The organism is Amorphus sp. MBR-141 (assembly GCF_053628695.1).
Map to the genome: position 1 here is coordinate 215007 of NZ_JBRJGW010000007.1, position 20529 is coordinate 235535.

The window sequence follows — 20529 nt, forward strand, 5'->3', positions numbered from 1 at the left end:
CTCCGTCTCAAGAGGTTTGGCGGCTGCCCGCCGCCGCATTCGCAAAGGGGATGGATCATGGAAGCGATGCGACTGGTCGTCGTCGGCGCCGCCGGCCGGATGGGCCGGGTCCTGATCCGTACGGTGTCTGAGACCCGCGGCGCGGTGATCAGCGGTGCGATCGAGCGCCCGGGGGCGGCCGAGATCGGCGAGGATGCGGGCACGCTCGCGGGCCTTGCGCCCCTCGGCGTCAAGGTCACCGACGATGCGGAGGCCGCCTTCGCCGGCGCCGACGGTGTCCTGGATTTCACCATTCCCGCAGCTTCGGTCGTATTCGCCGAACTGGCCGCCCGGGCCGGCATCGCCCACGTCATCGGCACCACCGGGTTCGCCGCCTCGGGCGAGGCTCAGATCGCCGAGGCAGCCGAGAAGATCGCCATCGTCAAGTCCGGCAACATGAGCCTCGGCGTCAACCTCGTCGCCGGGCTGGTGGAGAAGGCCGCCCGGGCGCTCGGCGACGACTTCGACATCGAGGTTCTGGAGATGCACCACCGCCGCAAGATCGACGCGCCGTCCGGCACTGCGCTGCTCTTGGGCCAGGCGGCGGCGCGCGGGCGCCAGGTCGCGCTCGACGAGCACGCCGTCTATGCCCGCGAAGGCGAGACCGGCGCGCGCGAGACCGGCGCCATCGGCTTCGCGACCCTGCGCGGCGGCACCGTCGTCGGTGAGCATTCGGTCATCCTGGCGGGGGAGGGCGAACGCATCGTGCTTACCCATATAGCGGAGGACCGCACGATCTTCGCGCGCGGTGCGGTGCGGGCCGCCCTGTGGGCGCACGGCCGCGCGCCGGGTCTCTATTCGATGACGGACGTGCTCGGCCTCGACGACTGAAGCCGGGCGACCCGTCTCAATTCTCGATCGTTAGGAGTGGACAATGGACCGTCTTCTTGTGCTGGTGCGGCATGGCCAGAGCGAGTGGAACCTGAAGAATCTCTTCACCGGCTGGCACGACGTGGCGCTCACCGAGCAGGGCGTTGCGGAGGCCCACAAGGCCGGCGAGAAGCTCAAGGCGCTCGGCTACGCCTTCGACGCGGCCTACACCTCCGACCTGAAGCGGGCCCAGGACACGCTGGCGATCATCCTTGAGGAGCTCGGCCAGGCCAGCCTTCCGGTGATCCGTGACCAGGCGCTCAACGAGCGCGACTACGGCGACCTCACCGGCCTCAACAAGGACGACGCCCGCAAGCGTTTCGGCGAGGAGCAGGTGCACGTCTGGCGCCGTTCGTTCGACGTGCCGCCCCCCGGCGGCGAGAGCCTGAAGGACACGGCCGCGCGCACGCTCCCTTATTACGAGAAGCACATCCTGCCGCGCGTGCTGGCCGGCGAGCGCATCCTGGTCGCCGCCCACGGCAACTCGCTGCGCGCGCTCATCATGGAGATCGAGGGGCTGTCGGGCGAGGAGATCGTCAAGCGCGAACTCGCCACCGGCGTGCCGATCATCTACCGGCTCAACGAGGACGGATCGATCGCCGAAAAGAACGATCTGGCGGCCTAGCGCGGCATGAGCAGCGGGGGCCGGTTTTTTGCCTGCGTCCGCTCCGGGAGAGAGCGATGAGGAAACGTGGGGGCCGGCATTCCGGCGACGGCCGGAGCGTGCGGGCGCTTCGATCCGCAGGCGTCCTGATCTGATCCGGGATGGGGCGGGTGGCGGTTCGCGCGCTTGATTCACACGACATCCGCGAGCACCGCAAGGAGCTCGGAAAGATCCTCGTCGACTGCGTCGAGGAGGATGCGGCGGTGGGCTTCGTGCTGCCGTTCGGCCTGCGCGAGGCGATGGACTACTGGGACGAGGTCGCGACGTCGGTGGAGGGGCGCCGCATCGTCGTCCTCGGTGCCTGGTCGACGGACCTCAGCTTCGTCGGCGTGGTGCAGGTGGCGCTGAAGATGCAGCCGAACCAGACCCACCGCGCGATCATCAGCAAGCTGATAGTGTCGCCGGCGGTCCGCCGGACCGGCGTCGGCGGCGGGCTGTTGCGCCGGGCGGAGGTGGAGGCGACCCTGCACGGGCGCACGCTGGTCACCCTCGATGCGCCCGCTGGAAGCGATGTGGAGCGCCTGTGCGTGCGCCACGGCTGGCGGCCGGGCGGCGTCATCCCCGGCCTGTCGACCTATCCGGACGGCACCTTCTGCGACACGATCTTCTACTGGAAGGCGATCTGAAGCCGGTCGAGCGGGAGGTCCCGGGTCTGCATCCGACGCCATCGGCCCGGCGCGAAGCCGTACGTCTCCTTGAAGTGCCGCGTCATGTGGCTCTGGTCCGCAAAGCCGCTCGCGACGGCCGCCTCGGCGAGGCTCAGTCCGGAGCGGATCAGGGTGCGGGCGCGGTCCAGGCGACGCATCTTCACGTAGCGATATGGGCTTACGCCGTGCATGAGGCGGAACTGACGGTAGAGCGCCCAGCGTTCGAGCCCGCTGATCCGCTCCAGCGTTTCTACTCGAAAGTCCTCCTCCGGCGCGGCGTCGATGAGCGCCGCCACCCGCTCCATCGCGACCGTGTCGATCGATTCGGCCTGACACGCCTCTTTGTCGGCGACCGCCTTCAGAGCGTCGGCGATGGACGCGACGATCCCGGTCGCCTGCATTTCGTCGATCGGTGCGCCGAAGTCGGCCATCGCGAGCCGCATCGCGGCCGTCAGCCGCGGATCGCTGCTCACCGGCTCCGGCACGAACGGCAGCGTTCCTTCGAGTGCCTCCGCGATGCGGCGTGGCGCGACATAGAGGGCGCGATAGGCAAGGCCTGCCTCGGTCGCCGGATGTCCGTCGTGCAGTTCGTCGGGATGAAGCACGAAGACGTTGCCCGAGAGGGATGCTCGGGCGGATCCGCGATAGCGGAAGGCCTGCACGCCTGCGATGGTCATGCCGAGTGCGTAGGTGTCGTGGCGGTGCAGCGCGTAGGCCTCGTCGGCGAGCACGATCTCGGCGCGCTCGATGCCGTCGGTTCCTCCGCCGAACCGCATCCGGCTGCGGATCGGCCCCTCGAGGCCTCTGTCAGGATCGTTCAAGAGCGGTTCTCCCGTGCCCGGTAGGGTCGCCCTGTCGCTCGGAGGTTGGACATGCTCGAAGCGGTTCTGGTGATAGTGTCGGTCGCCTTGCCCCTGATGGGAAGCCCGGGACCGAACACGCTGTCGGCGGCGGCGGTCGGCTCGGCCTTCGGGGTGCGCGGCGGTGCGCGCTACGTGGCCGGCCTGAGCGCGGGGGCGGCGACGGTGCTCCTCGTGATGGCGTCGGGCGTCACCGGTATGCTCATCGCCGTTCCCGGCGCCTTGCCCGTGCTGATGGCGTTCGCCGCTGGATACATCCTCTATCTGGCCTACAGGATCGCAACCGCCCCCGCCGTCGCGGCCCGCGATGCGGGGCGGCAGGCGCCGTCGTTCGTGCCCGGCTTCCTGCTGGCGATCGCCAACCCCAAGGCCTATGCCGCATTCGGCGCGATCTACGGCTCGACGGCCAGCCTGGGCGGTGGCTCGGCGGCCTATGTGGCGCTGCGGATCGGCGTGGTGGTGGCGCTGATCTTCATCGTGAACCCGGCCTGGCTCGTGCTCGGTTCCGCCTTCACGCGCGTCCTCTCCTCGCCGCGCTGGGGCCGGATCGTCAACGTCGCGTTCGCCGTGCTGCTTGTCGCCTCGGTGGCGGCAATGTTCCTCTGAGCGCCGGTTTCATCTCGCCCGGACGGCAAGCCCGGTCAGGCGGCCAGCACGCGCGGCGCCGGGAAGATGATGTCCACCACCGTGCCGCCGCCGGGTTCGGAGCGGATGGCGAAATCCGCCCGGTTCGCCTCGGCGAGCGCCTTGGTCAGCGGCAGGCCGAGGCCGGTGCCGCTCTTGTTGGTCGAGCCCACACGCCGGAACGGCTCCATCGCCGCTTCCAGGTCGTCGGGCGACATGCCCACGCCGGTGTCGCTCACCCGCAGCACCACCGCGCCGCTCTCGTCGCGGAAGGTCGACAACGACACCTCGCCGCCGGCGCGGTTGAACTTGATTGCGTTGGACAGGAGGTTGAGGGTGATCTGTCGCAGCGCCCGGCTGTCGGCGAGAATGCGCGGCAGATCGCTCTGCAGGCGGGTGCGGATCGCCACCCGGTCCGTGTGCGCCTGGGGTTCCATGATGTTGGCGCAGTCGCGGGCGATGTCGTTGGCCGATACCGGCTCGAACGACAGGTCGAGCTTGCCGGCCTCGATCTTCGACAGGTCGAGGAGGTCGTTGACCAGGCTGAGGATGTGGTGCCCCGAGATCGAAATGTCGCGCAGATAGTCGCGATAGCGGTCGTTGCCGAGTGGACCGAGCTTCTCCGCCAGCATGACGTCCGCGAAGCCGAGGATCGCGTTCAGCGGCGTGCGGATCTCGTGGCTGATGCGGGCCAGCATCTCCGATTTCTGGGCGTTGGCCGTCTCCGCGGCCTCGGTCGCCGCGGAGAAGCGCGCTTCCGCCGATTTCCAGCGCCCCACGTCGCGCAGCACGGCGCAGACGCGGGGACCGTTGCCGACGCGCCCGAGCGACAGGGCGAGCGGAACCTGGCCGCGCCCGCGGCACAGGCCGATCACCTCGTCGATCACCAGCGGCTGCTGGGTGCCGTGGCCGGCCGACAGGTCCTCGAAGAGGGCGCGGGTCGCCCCTGCATCGTCCTCCGAGAGGAGATGCTCCAGCAGCATGCCTCTGAAGGTCGCCGCCGGCCGCCGGAAGATCGCTTCCGCGCCGCTGTTGGCCAGCACGATCCGGCGATCGGGATCGAGCACGAACACCGCATCGGGGATGGCGTCGAGCACGCCCGACAGGTGAGGCGAACCGGCCCCCGCCGGGTCGGCGACCGGGTTCGCGCTGCCGTCGTCTTTCCGTGTCCGGCCGTCCCCGGCGTCGGTCTCATCGCTCATGGCGTGGTGCTCCCGGGCGCGTTTGCCGCCGGGCTCCTCGGCCCGCAAGATTATCAGAAGCGCGCGTCCGTCGCCCCATGGCACCGTATGAAGGCGAACCTCCGCCGGCATGATACGGCCATCCGCGTGGCTGAGATGGATGGCGTTGTCGTTTCCGCCCTCTCCGTCGACGACGTCGGCGAACACCGCCGTGAGCCCGCCGGCACGCTCCAGCGCCTCGTGGCTGCGGTAGCCGAGAAGCTTCAGCGCCGCCTTGTTGGCGTGGGCGACCCTCTGATCGCGGGAAACGATAAGCGCGACCGGCAGCCGGTCGAGGATGCGCGTGTCGGGTTCGCGGCCGGCGCTGGCAAAGGCGGATGGCATCGCAACTGCCTCCGGCTCCGCCGGGCGACGTGGCGCAGGACGGGGCCGGGCGCGCACGGGGGCCGGCTGCGGCGCGGGCACCGAGGGGGCGGCGACGTCGATGAACGAAGGTGGACCGTCATCGTCGCCCTCGAAGCGCGCGCCGAGCGCGGCGGCGATCATCCGGAAGGCATCGCGCTCCGGTCGCGACAGATGCCGGTTGTCGGTTCGCTCCAGCTCGCGGTGCGGCAGGTGGACGACGTTGGCGTGTCGGTCCGGTGGGCTGGCCGGTGCGCCGGCCGGATCGGCGGCAGGGGTTCGGACGAGCGTCAGGTGCGAGTCGGCTGGCGCCGCCGGGGCACTGGCCTGGGCCTCCTCGACAACGGTGTCGCCGGCGCGGATCAGCCCGAAGCCACGGAAGCCGGAAAAGATGCGGTCCCGGCTTTCGATGGCGAGCCCCGCGAGATCGATCGGAACCCGGCCGCCGTGTCGAGGGCTCGGCCAGTAGATGGTGGTGCCGCTCCATGCCGTCCGCTCCGAGAGGGCATCGGCGAAGGCGCCCTCGGGGTCGAGGCCGTAGGCGGTCGACAGCTCGCGCCAGGCCCGGCCGAGGATTTCCTCGCTCGACCCGAACACGGTGGAGAACTCGGGAGACAGATAGGTCAGGCGATCGTCGCCATCGGTCTGCCAGGTGAAGCGGATCGGACGGGCGGATTCACCCGGCTCGGCGATGGCAGCCTCGAACGGCGCCACAGTCTCGTCTTCCGCCTCGTCCGGCGCATCGAAGACGCCGTCATCGTCCCAGGGAGACGGGGTCTCGTCGGCGACGAAGTCTCCCCCGTCTGCCACCGCGTCGACCGGGGCGGGTGAGGGCGCCGCCTCCACCGTTGGCGGGACGGCCTTCGCACCAAGGTCCGCCGGCGCCACGTGCCGGCAGGGTGACAGATGGACGGCATCGAGGGGCGGTCGTATCGGGGCAGACGTTTCGGGCATGTCGGGTGCGGCTTCCGGTTGGCGGGCCAGCCTCAGGAAAAACCCGGTCTCGCCGAGTGCGACCGACCGCGTACCAAGCTGGCGCGGGTACCAGTCGCTGTCGGGGCCGGCGACGATGGTTCCGTTGGCGTCCACGACGGCCGCATTGGCGCCGCCCACGAAGCGGGCGAAGGCGGCAAGCGGATCGTGGCTGCGAAGCGCAAATCTTGCGGGCGAAGCGACGAGGGCGAAGGCGACGGGCTCGCGGAGCTGGTCGCCGCTGACGCCGCGCACCAGGCACTGCAGCACCAGCATCTCGGTGCCGACCCGGACCCGGACCAGCGTCGTCCGCTCCTGCGCGCCGCGCAGCTTCACGTGCCTGGCAAGGTCGCGGGCGAGGGTTGCGGCGCGCCGGGAAGGGGTCGTCACAAGCTCCCAGGCGGTGGCATTGTTGCAGAGCCGCGCACCGGCTGCGTTCGTCCAGGCAACCCTCTCGGCCGCCGGTTCGACGACGACAATCGGTCGCACCTCTCGCGTCGCTCCGCCGATCTCGGGGTGCGTGCACAGGCTGAGGAAAGTTTCGAACGCCTCGTTCATGGGAAGGTGCAACAGGTCCCCGGCGCCTCGGTGTACAACGGCTTCCCGCAGAAATGGCCCGTTTCCGGCTAATTTGGCGTTAATACAAAGCCGCAAGCGGCTGGTCCACCATGCCGGGGCGAAAGGCGGAGACCTTCATCCCGAACGGTTAACGTGATCGGTGCGGTTGTTGCGGCGCAATACCAATCGTGCAAAAGTCGAGCCGGTCAACGGCTGACACTCGCCCTGTTCTTGAGGGCTTCATATTCTTGTGGGCCTTTACCGCCTAAGCCTAGCGGTAGACGTCACGCAGGAGGGAGGGTTCGCGATGAGTGAGACACCGAATAGCCCGTTTGAAATCCCCGATCAGCTCCGGACCTACGCGGAGCAAAGCATCACGCAGGCGCGCAAGGCCATCGAGGATTTCATGAAGGTCGCGCAGTCGACCGTGACATCCGTCGAGGGCTCGACGAACCAGATCCAGGCCGGTGCGACCGACATCAACAACAAGATGCTGACCTACGCCGAGGAGAACATCGCCGCAGCCTTCGATTTTGCGGAAAAGATGGCCCGGGCGAAGGACATGGACGAGATCGTGAAGCTCCAGTCGGAGTTCATGACGAAGCGGATGTCCGCCTTCGGCGAGCAGACCCGCGAGATCGGTGACACTGCAGCCAAGGCGGCAAGCGACGTCGGCAACGCTGCGAAGTCCTGACCCGAAACCTCCCGGCCGGAGGCCCGCTGGCTTTCGGCTGGATTTGACGGCCACGCGGCACGACCGGGGAACGCGCGCAATGTGCCGAGCGCGATGGGCACATCCCGGGCACGCGGCCAGGACCTGATTGCTCAGAGATATCCGCTGGCGCCCGAGCCAAAGAGCCGGGCGCACGCGATGATCTTTTCGCATTTTGCTGCACTGCAATATTTTTATTGCAACGCGATACTTCCTCCCCTATATGGAGGTTGTCGCCCAATGGGCCGCCGGGAAGGTTGGTTGCGACCTTGGATTGAGTTCCCTGACCGCCCGCCTTGATCGGCACGTCAATCGCGCATCTCGACGAGTGAGTAGGCGCGAAGATTGGAAGGACCAAACAAATGACTAAGAAGACTGTGTCCACGCCCGACGCCACTGACGCCAACAAAGCGGTGGAAGCCGCTGCGGACGTCACTGAAGCAGTGGAAACCGCTGCCACCACCGCTCTGCCGGGCAACGTCACCGAATTTCCGGGCTTCTCAGCGCAGAAGTTCGAAATTCCGGATCAGGTTCGCGAGTTCGCCGAACAGGGCGTCGAGCGGGCCAAGCACAATTACGAAACATTCAAGAATGCGGCTGAGGAGGCCACTGACATGATGGAAGACGCTTACGAGAACGCCCGCAAAGGCTTCGTCGACCTGAACCTGAAGGCGATCGAGAACGCCCAGTCGAACACCGACCGCGTGTTCGCCTTCGCCAAGCAGTTCGTGACCGCGAAGTCCGTGTCCGACGCCGTCGAGCTGCAGACCAAGTTTGCCCGTGAGCAGTTCGAGACGCTCACGTCGCAGATGAAGGACATGCAGGAGCTGGCCACCAAGGTGGCTTCCGAGAGCTCGGCTCCGGTGAAGGACGTCTGGGAAAAGACCCAGGAGAAGATGAAGGTCGCGTAACGCGCCTCATCTGACGACCATTCGAAGGGGCGTGCCGGTTCATCCGGCGCGCCCTTTCTGCGTCGTGGGCAAGGTGCCGAGCGGGCTCGGCGCATACGGGTTCGCGACCGTGTGAGATTGCCCGGGAATACGTCGCCACACCCGCTTGCAAAACGCTGGCGTTGAACCTAGGTTGGCGGCCGTTCGCGCAGCCGTAGCTCAGTTGGTTAGAGCGCTGGATTGTGGATCCAGAGGTCGGTGGTTCGAATCCACCCGGCTGTACCATTCCCCGGCGAACGCACTCCCCTCCGCTCCCCGAATTCCTCAGTTTCCCGCCCTGAACCGGCCGGCCCGGTTGACCACTTCGCTGATGGCGTTGCGGGCGAAGGCGGCCGGCCCGAAGGCGACCTTGGAGAGGGGATCGACCACCAGCGTGCGCTGATGGCCAACCGCCCTGTAGGTCGCTTCGACGACCCGCTCCGGTGCAATCGCGCCGGGCAGGTGGCTGCCCTCGTATCCCGCATTCGTCCCGAAATCGGTCCGCGTGGGGCCGGGGCAGACGGTCAGCACGTCGAGCGGTTCGCCGGCGAGCTCGGCCGCCAGCGCCTCCCCGAACGCCAGGATGAACGCCTTGCTTGCCGCGTAGGTGGCAACCCGTGGCGCCGGCACGAAGGCGAGGCTGGAGGAGATCGTCACCAGCGCTGCGTTGCGGCCGTCGGCGTCCGCGCTTGCGATCAGCGTCGGCACCAGCCCGTGGGTCAACGCCAGCACGGCCGAGATGTTGACGGCGACGATGTCCGCGTGGCGCGCGGCGGGCACGTCCATGAACGCGCCGAACGCGCCGAGCCCCGCGTTGTTGATGAGAAGGTCGATCCCGGCTTCCTGGCCTGCTTCGATGACCGCCTGGCTGCCCTCCGGGGTCGCCAGATCGGCCACCAGGGTCTCGATCGTCCGCCCTTCGCCCCTCAAGCGGCCAGCGACCTCGTCGAGGGCTGCGGCATCCCGCCCCGTCAGAATCAGGTCCGTCCCGGGGGAAATCCCTTCGGCATAGGCACGGCCGAGGCCCCGCGAGGCACCGGTGATGAGCGCGCAGCGGTAGGTGCGGTCGGATTGACGAAGCACGTGGCGTCTCCTTGTTGGCCCGCCCCCGGATTCTGAATATCGGCGTTGCAGCCGCCGTTTCCAGCCCGGCGATGCGGCGACGCTCAGATCAGCGACACCGATCCGCCGCCATGGCGGGCCAGCCGCCCGGCGAGGTCGAGCTCAAGCAGCACCAGCTGGACGACCGCCGGCGCGAATCCCGTTTCGCGGATGATCTCGTCGACCAGCACCGGCGTGGGGCCCAGCGCCTCGATGATGACCGAGCGGGCGCTGTCGTCGGGTTCCGGTGTCGTGTCGGTCAGCGGCATCGCGTCCTCCAGCCGCGGCGGCGGTGCGAGCGGCCGTTCGATGAGCGGGGCGAGCGCCTCGATGACGTCGTCGGCACTCACGATCAGCGTCGCTCCCTCGCGGATGAGATGGTTGCACCCTTCCGCCCTGGGGTCGAGGGGGGACCCCGGGACGGCAAACACGTCGCGCCCCTGGCTGCCGGCGAACCGGGCCGTATGCAGCGAGCCCGACCGCTTCGCCGCCTCGACCACGACGACGCCCATGCTCATGCCGGAAATCAGCCGGTTGCGGCGGGGGAAGTCCTGGGCGCGGGCGGTCCAGCCGAGCGGCATCTCCGTGACCGCCGCGCCACCTTCGCCGATAATGGCCTCCAGCAGCGGCACGTTCTCCGGCGGATAGACGCGGTCGAGCCCGCCGGCCAGCACGGCGACAGTGCCGGTCTTGAGCGCCGCCTCGTGGGCCGCGGCGTCGATGCCGCGCGCCAGCCCCGAGACGATGACGAAGCCGGCCTCGCCGAGATCTGCCGCCAGCCGCCGGGCCATCTTGCGGCCGGCCAGCGAGGCGTTGCGCGCCCCCACCAAAGCGACGGCCGGCCGGTCGGCGATGTCGTCACCGCCGATCATCGAGACCAGCGGCGGCGGCGCGTCGATGGTGCGCAGGTGGACGGGATAGCCGGGCTCGCCGATCGCCACCAGCCGGGCGCCCATCTGCCGGGTCGCCTCCAGCTCCGCCTCCGCCTCGTCGCGCGACGCGATGCGGATGCCGCGCACGGCGCCGCCGCGGCGCGACAGCTCCGGCAGAGCCGCGACGGCGGCTGCCGCCGATCCATAATGATTGAGGAGTTCCCGAAACGTCGTCGGTCCGACCCGCTCGGAGCGGATCAGGCGAAGCCATGCGACCCGCTGCTCGAAGGTGAGCTGGACGGCCGATGGCGGCGCGCCGGTCATGCCTTGCTGCCGATCTTGCTCTCTTGGCCCGTCGCCAGCCGGGCGATGTTCTTCCAGTGCTTGGCCCAGGAGAGCGCGGTCAGGAGCGCGAACAGCTCGGCCCACTGGAGGCGGGAGAAGAAGGCCAGGAAGATCACGGCCGCAAGGCTCGCCAGCAGGGCCGCCAGCGACGAGTAGCGCAGCGTGAAGGCGATCGCCAGCCAGACGACGGCGAACACCAGCGCCGCCGGCCAGGCGATGACGATCAGGATGCCGAGGTAGGTCGCCACCCCCTTGCCGCCGCGGAAGCCGAGCCAGATCGGGAACAGGTGGCCGAGAAACGCGCCGAGCGCGGCGAAGACGACCGTGTCCGGTCCCCAGTGCGCGGCGATCAGCACGGCGACGGCGCCCTTGCCGGCGTCGCCGAGGAGGGTGAGGGCGGCAAGCCCCTTGCGGCCGGTGCGCAGCACGTTGGTAGCGCCGATGTTGCCGGAGCCGATGGTGCGCAGGTCGCCGGCGCCGGCCAGGCGGGTCAGGATGATGCCGAACGGGATCGAGCCGATGAGGTATCCGACCGCGAACGCCGCCAGGAAATAGGGCCACACCAGGGACCAACTGATCGGATCGGGCATGCGGGCTTCCTTGGACCGTGCAGTGCGCCAGATGGCGCGAGAGACCCTAGATCATAGATCGGCGGCGGGAAATCTCCCGCCCCACGAAATCCGCGGAGAGGGGCCGCCATGCCGGTTTGCCGGTCCGGCAGCATGACGGTCGCCGCAAGCCGATGCGCGTTCAGCAAAATTTAGGATGCACGCCCCTAGACTCGGTTCCCGATTCGTCCCGACCCGCCGCCGTGCCACCCCGCAGGGGCCGGCGCAAAGGAGCCGACCGACATGTCGACCCCCGTGGACCCGCATTCCGAGGCCGACGACTGGCTCGGATCGTTCGAGACCCACCGGGTGACGAACCAGGTGCCCCCCTCCGACGGGCGCAACCTGTTCGACGGCGATCCCATCCTCATCGCCATGCTGGAAGAGCTGCTCGAACCCGAGACCGAGGACGATCTCTACCGGGCTGGCGCCTACTGGGGATCGGCGGATGCCCGCGACATCGCCCGCCTCGCCAACGAGCACACCCCGGTGCTGCGCACCCACGACCGCAGCGGCCGCCGGCTCGACGTGGTGGAGTTCCACCCCGCCTATCACGCCCTGATGAGCCGCAGCGTCGCCGCCGGCCTCCATGCCTCCATCTGGGAGGAGCCCGAAGGGACCGCCGGTACCCAGCACCGGCTGCGCGCCGCACGGCTCTACCTCACCGCCCAGACCGAGTGCGGACACCTGTGCCCGCTCACCATGACCAATGCCTCGCTGGCGGCGCTTGCCACCTCGGCCGATCTCTTCGAGGACTGGCTGCCCGCCGTGTGCGCGCGCCGTTACGACTACCGGTTCATGCCGGTGGGAGAAAAGGCGGGCGCGACGCTCGGCATGGGCATGACGGAAAAGCAGGGCGGCACCGACGTGCGCGCCAACCGGACCGTGGCCGAGTGGAGTGCGGCCGACGAGGCGTACCGGCTGATTGGTCACAAATGGTTCCTGTCGGCGCCGATGTCCGACGGGTTCCTGGTGCTGGCCCAGGCGTCGGAAGGCCTCAGCTGCTTCCTGGTGCCGCGCTGGCGGCCCGACGGGACGCTGAACGCCATCCAGTTCCAGCGCCTGAAGGACAAGCTCGGCAACCGCTCCAATGCGTCGGCGGAAGCGGAATTCCTCGGCGCGTCAGGGTTTCTCGTCGGCCAGGAGGGCCGGGGGCTGCGCACCATCCTGGAAATGGTCACGCTGACCCGCCTCGACTGCGCGGTCGCGTCGGCTGGGCTGATGCGGTCGGCCGTCGTCGAGGCTGTGCATCATGCGCGTTACCGTTCCGTCTTCGACAAGACGTTGATCGAGCAGCCGCTTATGCAGCGGGTGCTGGCCGACATGGCGCTCGACGCGGCCGGCGCGATCGCCCTCGCCATGCGGCTCGCGGAAGCGTTCGACAAGGCGGCCGACGACGATCTCGAGCAGACCTACGCCCGGCTGATCACGCCGGTCGCCAAATACTGGATCTGCAAGTCAGCGCCCCGGCTCGCCTACGAGGCGATGGAGTGCATCGGCGGCAACGGCTACGTCGAGGAGTCGATGATGCCGCGCCTCTACCGGGAGGCGCCGGTGAACGCGATCTGGGAAGGCTCCGGCAACGTCATGTGCCTCGACGTGATGCGGGTTGCACAGCGGATGCCGGATGCGATCGAGGAAGTCTTGGCCGACATTGCCGGCGAACTGGGTGCCAGCGTCGAGACCGAAGTCGGCGCCCTTCGCACCGCGCTGACCGGTGGTGAGCCCGACGAGGCCTCGCTGCGGGGGCATACCGAGCGGCTGGCCCTGCTTGCCGCCGCCGCCGCCCTCAAGCGCCATGCGCCGCGGGTGGTTTCCGATGCGTTCGTGTCGGCCCGCATCCACGCGCCGTGGCGGGCAAGCTACGGCACGCTGGATACCCGCTACGACGCCTCCGCCCTCATCGACTTCATCGTCCCCGATCACTAAGGCTGAAGACGTGCCCCCCGGGGCGGGCGGTCAGCTGGAGAAGCCCGGCGACGACATGCGGTCGAGCGCCCCCTGCAGGATGTAGGCGGCGGCGACCTTGTCGACCACTTCCCGCCGCCGCGCACGCGAGGTGTCCGCCTCGATGAGGGTGCGGGTGACCGCCGCCGTCGACATGCGCTCGTCCCAGGCCAGCATCGGCAGGTCCGTCAGCTGAGAGAGGTTGCGCGCGAACGCCTTCGTCGCCTGCACGCGCGGCCCGGTGCTGCCGTCCATGTTGAACGGCATGCCCAGCACCAGGCCCGCGATCTCGCGCGAGGCGGCGAGGCGCAGGAGTTCTGCCGCATCGGTCTTGAAGGCCTTGCGGCGCAGCGTCACCATCGGCGTCGCCACCCGCCGTCTGAGGTCGGAGATGGCGATGCCGATCGTCTTGGTGCCGAGATCGAGGCCGAACAGGGCGGTGCCGGCCGGCGCCGCCGCCAGAAAATCCTCCAGCGACAGAAGCGGATCGTTACGGGCGATCATGCGTTGGCCTTCCTGAACCCGACCGCCACGATTTCGTGTGGCGCCGGTTGAGCCGTCTTGCAGCGGCGGGTTAGATCCTGTCGTCCGCCGGAGTGGCTCTTATCGACCCCATGTGCGACGGGATCAATCGATCCCCGCCGGGAGAGCCTTGCCCGGCGCCATTCCAGAACGGAGCGACCCAACATGCAGATCACCTGGCTCGGACACTCCGCCTTCCGCATCGAAATTGGCGAAGCGGTCGTCCTCATCGACCCGTTCCTGACGGGCAATTCCCTGTTCACCGGTTCCGTCGAGGCGGCCCAGGAGGGCTGCACCCATATCGTGCTGACCCACGGCCACGACGACCACGTCGGCGACGCGCCTGAGATCGCCAAGGCCACCGGCGCCCAGGTGGTCGCCAGCTTCGAGATCTGCATGTGGCTCTCCGAGAGCTTCGGGATCGAGAACATCAACCCGGGCAACACCGGCGGCACCGTCAACTGCGGCCCGTTCAGCGTGAGCTTCGTGCGGGCCGACCATTCGTCGGGAACCGTCCGTGACGGCAAATCGGTCTATCTCGGCAATCCCCTCGGCGTCGTCATCAAGGCCGACGGACAGCCGACGCTCTATCACATGGGTGACACCGACATCTTCTCCGACATGGCGCTGATCAACGAGCTCCATCAGCCGGAGATCGGCATCGTGCCGATCGGCGACCGCTTCACAATGGGCGCCCGCTCGGCCGCGCTCGCCTGCACCCGCTACTTCTCCTTCAAGACGGTCATCCCGTGCCACTACCGGACCTTCCCGATCATCGACCAGTCCGCGGACGGCTTCCTGGAGGCCATGGGCTCCGGGCGGGATGCCGTCGTGGTTCCCGACCCGATGGTGCCGTTCGAGGCCTGATCCGCCGCGGAAGAACGGTCAGCCCTGGCCGAAGCCGAAGGCATCGGCCGGGTGCGGCCAGCGGGCAGCCGGATGGGACGCCGCGGCGCCCAGAAAGGCGTCCAGAAACGACCAGGTGGGCTCATCCTGCACCAGGTGATGGGTCAGGATGCCGATTGGCGTCCGGCTCGTCGTCCGGCGGCCGATTTCCGCCGCGATCGCCTCTCCCGCCGGCTGCCAGCCGATGAAGCCGCGATCGCCTCGCCAGGCGATCGGATCGACGTGGGTGTCGAGCCGGTGGTCGGCGGTCTCCAGCGACGTGAAGCAGGAGAGGCCGGGCAGGCCGGCCTCGACGCGGCGGGCGGCGACGTCGTCGGCGATGCGGTTCCAGGGCGGCACCACGACCGGCAGGAAGCGGCTGCCGAACATGCGCGACAGCCGCTGATGCCCCCGGCTCAGATCGTCGAGCACCGTGCCGATCGGCCGGCCGTTGCCGAGTTCGGCAGACTTGTGGCCTTCGCCTTCGTGGTTGGCGTGGGCCCAGCCGTGCTGCAGGACCACCACGTCTCCGGTCGGCTCCAGGCGGTCGCCCAGCGCGCGCTCCGCGTCGGCCGGAATGACGGCGAGGGCCAGAGGAACGGAGTGGATTTGCGCCAGGGCGAGCAGCCGGTCGAGTTCGGCGCCCGGCGCCACGGCGTCGTCGTCCCGCCACCAGAAGGCAACGGTCCGCTCGTCGGCCGCAGCCGCATCGAGCAACTGGCCGATGCGTGTCACGAAGTCGGCTGCCGTGCCGCGCATGATGTCAGATCCCTTTCCGGCGGGTCATTTCGTCAATCAGGATCTCGGCGCTCGCCGCCGCGCCGTCGGTGCGGAGGCTCACGTCGGGGGACTCCAGATCGAGGGCCCGATCGGCCGCCGCCGCCAGCCGCTCGGGCGTCACGGCGTCTTCGGGCACAAGTTCGGCCATGCCGCGCTCGGCGAGGATCTGGGCCCGTTGCATCTGTTCGGTCTCGCCTTCCTCCGCGAACGGAACCAGCACCGCCGGGCACCCCGCCGAAATCACGTCGAGGACCGTGTTGTAACCCGCCTGGCTGATCGAAACCGCTGCGCGGTTCAGAAGTCCGGGAAAATCTCTTCGGGCGGCTTCGACGATCGTGCCGGGGCCGGCGCGCGCCTTGAGTTCGGCAAGCCGGTCGGCGCCATGCTCCGGGCTCACCAGGATCCGCCAGGGCCCTGTGGCCCGGCGGGCATGGGCGCGTGCCTCGAGCGCCACGTTCAGAAGGCGGTATCCCACCGGTCCGCCGCCGCAGGACACGATGACCTCGCCATCTCCCTCCCCCTCGGGCGGGATGTGGTCCGACGGCGCGTAGACATATCCCGTGTAGCGTATCATCTCCGCGACATCGGCGGTGAACGGGAAGGAATCCTCGAGCCGCACGAAGGCGGGGTCGGAGTGCACGAGCAGCACGTCGTAGAATGTCCGCGCGACCTCCGCCATCCAGCGTTCCTTGGCGATCTCCTGCTTCCGCACGAGGATGTCGCGCACCGATGCGGCGATCAGCGGTGGGCGGGGCAGGGAGCCGGCCACTTCCAGGGTCGGGAACAGCTCGAAGGCGAACTGCCGGCGCCCAAGCGGAAACGTCTCGGTGAGGAACAGGTCCGGCGCCGTCTCGGCCACGAGCCGCGTCAGCCGGTTGGCCCGGTCGTTGCGAAAGGCATCGTCCACCTCCCGCCCGTCGGCTGTCACGTAGCGCGAGAAGCGCGCGTCTGCCGCCCGCATCGGCGGCAGTTCCTCGATGGCGAGGCCGCTCGTCTCAAGGGTCGCCGGCAGCGTGTTGCCGGTCACCAGCGTCACCTCGACGCCGCGCTCGAGGAGCGCACGGGCGATGGCGACGGCACGCACCACATGGCCGGTACCGAGCAGGTGCTGGACGTAGAAGAGGGCTTTCATGTCGCCTTGCCCGTCGCTCGGCGGGCCGTCGCCGCCTGTAGGATCGCGGACAATGCCTCGGTCGCCTGGGCGATATCGTGGCGGGCGAGGGCATGCGACCGCGCCGCCTCCGCCATCCTGGTGCGGCGGGGGGCGTCACCGAGCAGCGCGGACACCGCGTCGGCGAACGCAACCGCGTCGCCCGCCTCCACCAGCAGACCGGTCATCCCGTCGGCCACCACCTCCGGCACGCCCCGCGACCGCCCGCCGACCACCGGCAGCCCGGATGCCTGGGCTTCGAGGAACACCAGCCCGAACGGTTCGTTGACGGCCGGCCAGACGAACAGGTCGGCGTCGGCGTAGACGCCGGGCATGCGTGCCTTGTCGACCGCGCCGAGGAAGGTCGTGCGGGCGGGGTCGAACAGCGGCCGGATGTCGTCGGCTGCCTCGCCGTCGCCGGCGATGGTCAGGTGCCAGTCCGTCGCGGCGAGGGCGGCGAGCGCGTCGGCGAGCGTCCGGTAACAGGCCTCCTTGTTGCCCCGGCGCATCATGCCGGCGGCCAGCAGCCGCGGCGGTGTCCCGGGCGGCCGCGGCCGCGGCGCAGCGGCGGCGAAGGGCGCCGTGTCGATGAACGGGGCGAGGTCGAACAGCCGGTCGGCCGCGACCACGGGTGCCAGCCCCTCGCGATCCTCCGCATGCATCGCCACCACCGCGTCGGCCGCTGCGAGCGCTTGATCGGCGGCGGCGAAGCCCGGCGCCCATGGTCCGCTCGCCCGCTTCGGCGCGCGGCTGGCCTCCACCACCACATAGGGGATGTCGAGGGCGCGGGTGACCGCCGGCCCGATCCAGTCCGGCGCCCTGTGGTACAGGTGATAGGTGATCCAGGCGGCCGGCCGGGTGCCGTCGGCGCGCCACGCGGCGACGATCCGCTCCGCCTCGGCGACCGAGTCCGCCTCAAGCGCGGCGAAGGTCGCCGCGTCCGGCTCGGCGCGCCATGTCCGCAGCCGCGAGGCGAGCACGGCCGTTTCGCCGAGCTCATCGATGATGCGGGCGATCAGGCGGGCGAATTCGCGGTCGCCCGAGGCGACCGGATGGTCGGGCGGCTTCATCGGACAGTAGAGGGCGATGGTCATCGCTGGGTTGCCAGATGACGCTCGGTGCCGCGGTCGGGCAGGGTCACGCCGCGCGCCGTCCCGCCACGGCAAATCGGTTGGCCAGCCAGTCGAACCCCGGCGCGCTGGAGAAGCGCGCACGCACGTCCGCGGCAGCGGCGTGGCCTAGCCCGGCGCGCCGGGCCGGGTCGGTGACCAGCCGGCGCAGGGCATCGGCCAGCGCCTTGCCGTCGTCCGGCGGCACCAGAACGCCGGTCTCGCCGTCGCGCACCAGCTCGGGGATGGCCGAAACCTCGGTCGCCAGGATGGCGAGCCCGGTGGAGGCGGCCTCCATCAGCACGTTCGGCAGGCCGTCGCGGTCGCCGGACTTGGCGACGCGGCTCGCCAGCACGAACAGGTCGGCGTCGCGGTAGGCAGCCACCACGTCGTCGCGGGACCTGGCGCCCAGGAAGGTGATTCGGTCGGCGATGCCGAGCCGGGCAGCCAGCTTCTGCAGCTTGCCGGTCAGCGGCCCGGCGCCGATGTGGTCGAAGCGCCAGGCTACATCCTTCGGCAGGGCGGACAGCGCCTTCAGCACCTGGTCGAGCCCCTTCTTCTCCACCGCCCGGCAGACCGACAGGATGCGCACCGGATCGCCGCTCGCGCCGTCCCGGGCAGGCCGCGTCGCCTCGGCCGGGAAGCGCGACAGCTCCAACCCGTGATAGACGAGGTCCACGCTCTTCGGATTCGCCGTCAGGCTGCGCAGGTAGGCCGTGTTCGCGGCCGTGCAGGTGACGCCCCAGTCGGCGTCGGCCAGCTTTTCGCGCAGCTCCCACTCCGGCGTCGTCCAGATGTCCTTGGCGTGGGCGGAGAACGACCACGGCAGGCCGGTCATCTTCGCCGTGTAGCGAACGACCGAGGCCGGCGTGTGGAGGTAGTGCACGTGGAGGCGGGTGATGTCGGCCGGCAGCTCGTTGGCCAGCACGCAGGCCTGGCCGAAGCGCCGGTGGCGGCTGGCCGATCGGTCGCGCTCAAGGTCGTGCCGGTAGGCGGCTTCCGCCGCGCCGTATCCGGCCAGCGTTTCCGCATGCCGCCGGCCCGCCCGCACCCGCGCCGGATCGTCCTTCAGATATTCGGGAAGATAGAGGACGTCGGCGGCGATCTGGTCGTGCAGGTCGTGGTGGGTGGCGTCGGTGGGGTGGCGCAGCGACACGATCAGGCTTTGGATGCCGCGCCGCTCGAGGCCCAGGATCTCCTGGGCGATGAACGTCTCCGACAGGCGCGGATAGCCTTTGACGACGATCGCGATACGTCCCATGGGCCTATTCGCCGGCGGCCGCGCGGGACGGCTTGGTCAGCGGTGCCGAGAGGAAGTCGGCAACGCGGTTGTTGATCACGTCGAGGCCGTCGAGCAGGCCGTCGACACCGGCCACCGACGGCGGCGCCTGGCGCGGCAGCCGGGCCAGCGCGTCGACCATGGCGTCGACGTCGGGATAGAGCTCGATCGACAGCACGCTCAGGAGGCCGGCCGATTCGGCCTTGGCGGCGCGGATCGCCTGCTCGCGGCGCGGCTGCACGCGCGGCACCAGCAACGTCGGCTTGTCGAACGACAGGATCTCGCAAAAGATATTGTAGCCGCCCATGCCGACGATCGCGACCGCCTCGTCCATCAGGTTCTCGATGGTGGGCGTGAAGCGGATGATGTGGACGTCGCGCAACTGCTCGGTGCGGGCGATGAAGCTTTCCTGGTGCTCGGTGGCCATGAACGGGCCCAGCACGATGACCGCCGGGAACAGCGGCTGGTCGTGGGCCTCATAGGCGCGCAGCACCCAGTCGATCAGTTCCACGCCGTCGCCGCCGCCACCGGGCGTGACCAGGATGAACGGCTCCTCGCCGAACGGCGAGCGGAACGAATGCGGCGTCAGCGCCGGCATCTCGCGGCGCAGGTAGCCGGTGAACAGCGCCTTCTCGCGCACGCTGTCCGGCACCCCGATGCCCTCGAGCGGGTCGTGGATCTCCTTGCGGCCGTACACCCAGACGTCGTCGTAGAGGTTCTCGACGGCCTCGGGGGCGCCCTTGCGCTCCCATTCCTCCTTCAGCACGTCGGGATCGTCCATGACGTCGCGCAGGCCGAGCACCAGCCGGGTGCCGCGCTTGCCGAGTTTCTCCAGCGTGGTGCGGACCTCGCCGCGCAGGCCGAGCGGCTCCTTGTCGACGATGAAGACGTGCGGATCGAACACTTCTGCGGTGTGTTCGATGATCGAGGCGCGCAGTTCGAGCATCTCCTCGATGCCCAGCGGCAGCGTGTGCGCGCTGTACTGGCCGTTGCGCAGCTTGATCACCCCCGGCACGCGGACGAAGTCGACGCGGCTGCGGAAATCGAACGAGCCGATGATCGGCGAGCCGGACAGGATGATGACCGACAGCTCTTCGAACGCGCCGACGAGCGAATGCGCGATCGTCCGGCATCGCCGCAAATGGCCGAGGCCGAACGAATCGTGGCTGTAGATCAGGATCTTCGGTTGGTCACACCGCATCGGTAGGTCGCCGGGGAACTCTTTTGCTAGGCTGGACGTCCCCGCCGAAGAGGGAGCGAGGCTCGACACGTGCGGACACCGTTTGGTTGGCCAGGGCACGGCCGGGATCTCGTCCCGGGGTTCGCCACGACCCTAATCCGGAAACGAAGGCGCCGTCCAGCACGAGCGCGGCGGCGATGGTGCGGGTGCGCTCTTTTTTGATCACCGCCGAAACGGGCGGAGCAGCGGCGTGCGAACGCGGGGTTTCCGGGTTATGTCTTGCAAAGGGAGCC

At 69.3% G+C, this 20529-nt stretch carries 19 protein-coding genes and 1 tRNA gene; 9 read left to right on the top strand and 11 right to left on the bottom strand.

Annotation, left to right across the window (positions count from 1 at the left end):
• The first annotated feature begins 57 nt into the window (after positions 1–57).
• From dapB to ACSSVZ_RS12125, 3 genes are all read left to right on the top strand, one after another.
• The gene (gene dapB / locus ACSSVZ_RS12115; protein WP_453970302.1) at positions 58–870 is read left to right on the top strand and encodes a 4-hydroxy-tetrahydrodipicolinate reductase; all 813 of its coding nucleotides are present in this window, start codon (positions 58–60) and stop codon (positions 868–870) included.
• Between the two features lie 43 nt (positions 871–913).
• Positions 914–1534, top strand: coding sequence for a 2,3-bisphosphoglycerate-dependent phosphoglycerate mutase (locus ACSSVZ_RS12120; protein ID WP_453970304.1), 621 nt, complete (start codon positions 914–916; stop codon positions 1532–1534).
• 149 nt (positions 1535–1683) lie between these two features.
• Positions 1684–2199: a GNAT family N-acetyltransferase gene (locus tag ACSSVZ_RS12125; protein ID WP_453970306.1), complete on the top strand. Its 516-nt coding sequence runs from the start codon at positions 1684–1686 to the stop codon at positions 2197–2199.
• Here the strand turns inward: ACSSVZ_RS12125 and ACSSVZ_RS12130 are convergent.
• A complete protein-coding gene (locus tag ACSSVZ_RS12130) occupies positions 2181–3041 on the bottom strand; it encodes an AraC family transcriptional regulator (protein WP_453970308.1) in 861 nt (286 codons plus the stop codon). The genes ACSSVZ_RS12125 and ACSSVZ_RS12130 overlap by 19 nt on opposite strands.
• Before the next feature lie 51 nt (positions 3042–3092).
• Here ACSSVZ_RS12130 and ACSSVZ_RS12135 point away from each other — a divergent pair, with 51 nt between their 5' ends.
• Complete coding sequence (locus ACSSVZ_RS12135) at positions 3093–3686, top strand: LysE family translocator (protein WP_453970310.1); 594 nt, start codon at positions 3093–3095, stop codon at positions 3684–3686.
• A gap of 35 nt (positions 3687–3721) precedes the next feature.
• Here ACSSVZ_RS12135 and ACSSVZ_RS12140 read toward each other — a convergent pair whose 3' ends face one another.
• Positions 3722–6748, bottom strand: coding sequence for an ATP-binding protein (locus ACSSVZ_RS12140; RefSeq protein ID WP_453970312.1), 3027 nt, complete (start codon positions 6746–6748; stop codon positions 3722–3724).
• Positions 6749–7124: 376 nt separating this feature from the next.
• Here ACSSVZ_RS12140 and ACSSVZ_RS12145 point away from each other — a divergent pair, with 376 nt between their 5' ends.
• The 3 genes from ACSSVZ_RS12145 to ACSSVZ_RS12155 all read left to right on the top strand — a co-directional run bounded on the left by ACSSVZ_RS12145 (position 7125) and on the right by ACSSVZ_RS12155 (position 8704).
• Positions 7125–7511 (top strand): phasin family protein, encoded by a 387-nt coding sequence (locus ACSSVZ_RS12145; protein WP_453970314.1) that lies wholly within the window; start codon positions 7125–7127, stop codon positions 7509–7511.
• 395 nt (positions 7512–7906) lie between these two features.
• Positions 7907–8440 carry a phasin gene (locus ACSSVZ_RS12150; protein WP_453970316.1) on the top strand — a complete coding sequence of 178 codons (534 nt, stop codon included), beginning with the start codon at positions 7907–7909 and terminating at the stop codon, positions 8438–8440.
• Positions 8441–8627: 187 nt separating this feature from the next.
• Positions 8628–8704: transfer RNA gene (locus ACSSVZ_RS12155), tRNA-His, on the top strand.
• A gap of 39 nt (positions 8705–8743) precedes the next feature.
• Here ACSSVZ_RS12155 and ACSSVZ_RS12160 read toward each other — a convergent pair.
• The 3 genes from ACSSVZ_RS12160 to plsY all read right to left on the bottom strand — a co-directional run bounded on the left by ACSSVZ_RS12160 (position 8744) and on the right by plsY (position 11366).
• On the bottom strand, positions 8744–9541 hold the full coding sequence (locus ACSSVZ_RS12160) for an SDR family NAD(P)-dependent oxidoreductase (RefSeq protein ID WP_453970318.1): 798 nt from the start codon (positions 9539–9541) through the stop codon (positions 8744–8746).
• An 83-nt stretch (positions 9542–9624) separates the two neighbouring features.
• Positions 9625–10755: a DNA-processing protein DprA gene (gene dprA, locus ACSSVZ_RS12165; protein ID WP_453970320.1), complete on the bottom strand. Its 1131-nt coding sequence runs from the start codon at positions 10753–10755 to the stop codon at positions 9625–9627.
• Positions 10752–11366 carry a glycerol-3-phosphate 1-O-acyltransferase PlsY gene (plsY, locus tag ACSSVZ_RS12170; protein ID WP_453970322.1) on the bottom strand — a complete coding sequence of 205 codons (615 nt, stop codon included), beginning with the start codon at positions 11364–11366 and terminating at the stop codon, positions 10752–10754. Before plsY ends, dprA begins: the two co-directional genes overlap by 4 nt.
• 261 nt (positions 11367–11627) lie before the next feature.
• On the opposite strand from plsY, the gene ACSSVZ_RS12175 reads away from it, so the two are divergent.
• Complete coding sequence (locus ACSSVZ_RS12175) at positions 11628–13313, top strand: acyl-CoA dehydrogenase family protein (protein ID WP_453970324.1); 1686 nt, start codon at positions 11628–11630, stop codon at positions 13311–13313.
• Positions 13314–13343: 30 nt separating this feature from the next.
• On the opposite strand, the gene ruvX is transcribed toward ACSSVZ_RS12175, so the two are convergent.
• Positions 13344–13835, bottom strand: coding sequence for a Holliday junction resolvase RuvX (gene ruvX, locus ACSSVZ_RS12180; protein WP_453970325.1), 492 nt, complete (start codon positions 13833–13835; stop codon positions 13344–13346).
• A 183-nt stretch (positions 13836–14018) separates the two neighbouring features.
• Here ruvX and ACSSVZ_RS12185 point away from each other — a divergent pair, with 183 nt between their 5' ends.
• Positions 14019–14720, top strand: a complete 702-nt coding sequence (locus ACSSVZ_RS12185; protein WP_453970328.1) for a metal-dependent hydrolase — start codon at positions 14019–14021, stop codon at positions 14718–14720.
• Positions 14721–14738: 18 nt separating this feature from the next.
• Here ACSSVZ_RS12185 and ACSSVZ_RS12190 read toward each other — a convergent pair whose 3' ends face one another.
• From ACSSVZ_RS12190 to ACSSVZ_RS12210, 5 genes are read right to left on the bottom strand one after another with little or no spacing between them, the layout of a single operon-like run.
• Positions 14739–15497, bottom strand: a complete 759-nt coding sequence (locus ACSSVZ_RS12190; protein WP_453970330.1) for a polysaccharide deacetylase family protein — start codon at positions 15495–15497, stop codon at positions 14739–14741.
• A 4-nt stretch (positions 15498–15501) separates the two neighbouring features.
• Complete coding sequence (locus tag ACSSVZ_RS12195; RefSeq protein WP_453970331.1) at positions 15502–16650, bottom strand: glycosyltransferase family protein; 1149 nt, start codon at positions 16648–16650, stop codon at positions 15502–15504.
• Positions 16647–17762 carry a glycosyltransferase family 4 protein gene (locus ACSSVZ_RS12200; protein WP_453970333.1) on the bottom strand — a complete coding sequence of 372 codons (1116 nt, stop codon included), beginning with the start codon at positions 17760–17762 and terminating at the stop codon, positions 16647–16649. The genes ACSSVZ_RS12195 and ACSSVZ_RS12200 overlap by 4 nt, the downstream gene beginning before the upstream one ends.
• Positions 17763–17805: 43 nt before the next feature.
• Complete coding sequence (locus tag ACSSVZ_RS12205; RefSeq protein WP_453970335.1) at positions 17806–19038, bottom strand: glycosyltransferase family 4 protein; 1233 nt, start codon at positions 19036–19038, stop codon at positions 17806–17808.
• Positions 19039–19042: 4 nt separating this feature from the next.
• The gene (locus ACSSVZ_RS12210) at positions 19043–20257 is read right to left on the bottom strand and encodes a glycosyltransferase family protein (protein ID WP_453970336.1); all 1215 of its coding nucleotides are present in this window, start codon (positions 20255–20257) and stop codon (positions 19043–19045) included.
• Between the last annotated feature and the right edge of the window lie 272 nt (positions 20258–20529).